General features: G+C 54.4%; 3 protein-coding genes and 1 pseudogene. 2 read left to right on the plus strand and 2 right to left on the minus strand.

All coding sequences use genetic code 11. From position 1 onward, the window contains the following. Both H6F43_RS10755 and H6F43_RS10760 read left to right on the plus strand, forming a co-directional pair. Positions 1-567, plus strand: a 567-nt coding sequence (locus H6F43_RS10755) for a molecular chaperone DnaJ (RefSeq protein WP_190342763.1), incomplete at its 5' end; no start/stop codon positions are given. A gap of 84 nt (positions 568-651) precedes the next feature. Further along, positions 652-2895, plus strand: coding sequence for an alkaline phosphatase PhoX (locus H6F43_RS10760; RefSeq protein ID WP_190342764.1), 2244 nt, complete (start codon positions 652-654; stop codon positions 2893-2895). 73 nt (positions 2896-2968) lie between these two features. Here the strand turns inward: H6F43_RS10760 and H6F43_RS10765 are convergent, their stop codons facing one another. Both H6F43_RS10765 and H6F43_RS10770 read right to left on the minus strand, forming a co-directional pair. Next, complete coding sequence (locus H6F43_RS10765; protein ID WP_190342765.1) at positions 2969-3487, minus strand: hypothetical protein; 519 nt, start codon at positions 3485-3487, stop codon at positions 2969-2971. A gap of 200 nt (positions 3488-3687) precedes the next feature. After that, a pseudogene (locus H6F43_RS10770) lies at positions 3688-4136 on the minus strand (hypothetical protein); the annotation flags it as partial.

A 4136-nucleotide genomic window follows, 5' to 3' on the forward strand; every position in this document is an offset into this window, starting at 1 on the left:
TACGAAGTGCTAGGCGATCCGGATAATCGTCGATCGTACGATCATGAACGCCAGTACCACTCTCAACTGGAAGCAGCGGGATTTTCGGTGGAGCGCGAGAGCGATCGTCAGCAGCGCACCACCGCCGCCCAAGCCCGCTACCGCTCCCAGCAGCGAGTGGCTTACCAGCAAGACGTCGCGATCGAGCAGTGGATGAAGCAGGTCTATACGCCAGTCGATCGATTAATTCAGCAGATCCTGAAGCCGCTAAAAGAACAGATCGATGACCTTGCCGCTGACCCGTTCGATGACGAGTTAATGGAAGAGTTTCAGAACTATTTGGACGACTGCCGGGACCGCTTTAGTCGTGCCGAAGCCACATTCAAATCCCAACCCAATCCGCCGAATGTTGCAGGCGTTGCCGAACGACTCTATTACTGCTTAAACCAGGTAAGCGACGGCATTGAACAGTTGGAATTTTTCACCCTCAACTACGACGACTATTACCTGCACACTGGACAAGAGCTTTTCCGCATCGCCGCCGGGCTACGGCGAGATGCACAAGCTGTCGCCAAGGCCGTTGCGTAATTTCTCATTAACCCTTTCTTAAAAAAGTCGAGCTAGAGTCGATGGGCGAGGACCTGAACCATCATCTACCTTTCGACAGATCTCATGACGTTCAACCGTAGAAGCTTTCTTCTGTTTCTTGGCTCCAGTATCAGTGCTGCTGCCTGTGGTCCGCTGCAACCATCCGGGCAGAAAGCGCCTCAAGTGCCCTCAGCCAGTAGTCCAACCGCAGGAGGAGCAACGCCCGTTAGCTTCAACCCAGTCAAAGGTCCAATTCCACTGACTAGCAACGCTCTAGCTTCCGCCCAGCAAATTGCTGATTTCAGTAATTACGAGATCGTCGATGATTTGGTACTGCCTGAGGGCTTTACCTATGATGTTGTGGCGGCTTGGGGCGATAAGGTTGGTGATTCACGGTTTGGCTACAACAACGATTTTCTTTCGCTGGTTGAGACTGGACCGAATGAGGGTCTGCTTGCTGTCAACTTTGAGTACATTAGCGCAGTTCCTTGGCAGCAGACTTACCAAAAAGTGATTGGCAAGCCGCTCCCGATCGCCGAGGTGGAGAAAGCCGTACGGGCAGCAATTAAAGCAATCAAAGACGACAAAGTACCTGGACTGAATGCCTTTGCGCTAGCGGACAACAACCCAATTAAGCAAAAGGTCAAGCTCATTTGCCAAGAAGGACTGATCGATCAAGGCATGGGCGTTATTTCCATCCGCCGCAGCGCTGACGGCAAATGGGAGCGAACGAACTCTAAAGCCGATCGTCGCATTACAGGCATTTCGGGTCTGGAAGACGGACGATACCTTAAAGCTACAGGTCCAGCCGTTGCCGTGTTCAAGAAAACCAAAGGGCTAGGCTACACAGACAAGCTTGGCGACAAAATTATTGGCACGTTCCAGAACTGCGCGGGTGGCACAACGCCTTGGGGAACTGTATTTAGCGGTGAAGAAAACATTCAGAACCATGTGCCAGAACCTGTCTACGCGGATGGTACATCGCTGAATCCAATCCAGCGCCCCTTCAACATTACCGACGAAGAGATTACCGGATTGGGTAACGTCTTCGGTTTGGCAGGCAATAAGTACGGCTGGATGGTAGAAATTGACCCCGCTAACCCCAACGACTACGGCACCAAACACACGTGGCTGGGTCGCTATCGCCACGAAGCCGTCGGCGTGCGGGTAGCGACGGGTAAACCGCTCGCGTTCTATTCCGGCTGCGATCGACGCGGCGGGCACATCTACAAATTTGTCAGCAAAGGCGCCGTCAGTAACCCCAAAGATAAGGCGAACTCGAAACTACTGAGCGATGGAATGCTGTACGCTGCGCAGTTTAATTCCGATGGTACCGGCAGATGGATTCCGCTGACGGCAAGTACGCCGATCGATCCCATCCCCCCAACGATGCACAGTGGAGCGATGCTGCCGCTGCCCCAGCGTCCCCAAGGCAGCGTCTACGGATTCGACGACGATGCCCAAGTGGAAGCCTTTAAGAAAAAGTACAAAACGCTGGGCGATCTCTACGTCGGCAACGCCGAAGAAAAACAAGGGGCAATTCTAATTGACGCGCACTACGCTGGCAACGCGATCGGAGCCACCTGTACAGCGCGCCCGGAAGATACCGAAATTGCTCCAGATGGGTCACTGTTTATCGCCTTTACATCTGGCAGCGTCAGCAAAGAAGATGGCAGTCCCGATATTCGGATTTTCAAAGGACCCGACGGCAGCAGCGCTTACGAACACGGTTGGATCATGCACCTGACCGAAGACGGCAACGAACCCAGCGCAACGAGTTTTCGCTGGAAGATGATAGCAACCGGAGGCGAACCTTCAGCAGGCGGGCTGGGCTTTGCCAACCCCGATAACCTGATGTTTGACCCCAAGGGCAATCTATGGATGGTCAATGACATGTCGTCCGACAAACTCAATCGGACGGTGCCTGCGAATCGGGTTGAGAAAACCGGAAAGGTTGTCAGCCCATCGAACGTGCGAGGCATCTTCGGCAACAACGCAATTTGGTGTTTGCCTGTCACTGGGGAAAATGCAGGAAAAGCTTACCTATTCGGCATTGCACCGATGGAAGCCGAAACGACAGGTCCCTGCTTTACACCTGATGGAAAGACCTTGTTTGCGTCGATTCAGCATCCGGCAGAGATCAACGGCATTCGTCAAAACATGGCATCCGAAACGCGCCAGTTTGCAATGCGAACTACGGATGGTAAAGAGTTTATGCAGACCCGCACAGTGCCGATCGGCTCAAACTGGCCCAGTAAACGCTCTAACGACCCACCGAAGCCTGCTGTCGTAGCCATCCGTCGCAGCAATAACGCTAGCGTCGTGTAGATGCAGCCGCGTAAACGCAACAAAGGGGCGCACCTGCGCCCCTCTCTGCCTACATCAACAGGGGGATCATCAACTATTTACCATCGAGATCGGCGTCACCTGGAACTGCTCGCTCTACGCGATCCCAAGCGTCACGAGCAGCGTACTTCGCTTTGTCCCAGCCCACGCGACCCGTGCCATGCTTTGATTCGTAGTTCTGACGCAGGTGAGGCTCTGCTTGGTCGTAAGTCAGACCCTGACCATAGTAAGTGGAGTAGCCCTCGTAGCCCGTCCGGTAGCCCGGTTCGTAGTCGGTGTAGTCGTAGCCTTGCTCCACATAGGGACGAGTGTTGTAATTAGTCCGCCAATACTCGTTCTCAACCGTTGGGTCAATGCTTTCTGCAACGCTCTTACCGACCAAACCGCCTGCAACTGAACCAATGGCTGCACCGACTACGGCTCCAACAGGACCACCAACCGTTCCGCCGATCGCCGCACCCACGGCTCCTGCTCCAGCGGCACCAACTCCTGTCCCAACCGGATGAGCACCCGGTTCACCTGTGAGGGGATCGGGGTTAGAGTCAGCACCATGCACTTTCTTAGTGTCACTCATGGGAGTAAACCTCCTAGACAGTTCGTTTTGCTATCCAAACTCCTAGCGCTACTGTTAAGCGCTTTCGTAGCAATCGCTACGCTATTCGAACTCTACTGCCACGAAACGACTAAGCGCTCTGCCACAGGTAAGAGCTCGAACTCCGCTAAAGACACAGTTCCGCGACGAAATAAGCGCAGTGCAGCCTGTTTAACCAATTCTTACCCCTCCGATCGCTCCTCGCTCACAGGAGGCGGGTCAGCAGGAAGATGCTTTTCCTCGGCATCTGCGATCGCGGCTTCTACCAGTTCGGCAGAGGGTGGATGAGGCGGAATTGCCTCCAGGGTGTGGTCTGGTTCTTCGGGCTTCCCAGCTTCGTAGGCAATTTCTTCTTGAAGCACTGAATCCGCTGGAGTCGAGGTGTCCTCTACGATCGCTGGTTCTGCGCTGCTAGGAGGAGTCAACGGATCATCCGCGATCGCGGGCGTTTCTGGTGCTACGGGCGTTGCCGCGTCCGGTACACGATACTGCTTACGGACGTAGATTGCCTTGGCCTCTTTATCGCGCTTCTGCGTCAGCCCTTTAAACGCGCCTTGAACCTGGTTCAAAATGCCTCCGAATCCGGCACCTGTTTTCTCTGGCTCCGCAGCAGGTGGAGCGGGCGGAGTAG

Source organism: Leptolyngbya sp. FACHB-36, assembly GCF_014695955.1.
GTDB lineage: Bacteria > Cyanobacteriota > Cyanobacteriia > Leptolyngbyales > Leptolyngbyaceae > FACHB-36.

Bases quoted from the DNA above. Each gene is read 5' to 3' on its own strand.
- H6F43_RS10760 (WP_190342764.1), top strand. From the start codon at position 652: ATGACGTTCAACCGTAGAAGCTTTCTTCTGTTTCTTGGCTCCAGTATC.
- H6F43_RS10765 (WP_190342765.1), bottom strand. From the start codon at position 3,487: ATGAGTGACACTAAGAAAGTGCATGGTGCTGACTCTAACCCCGATCCC.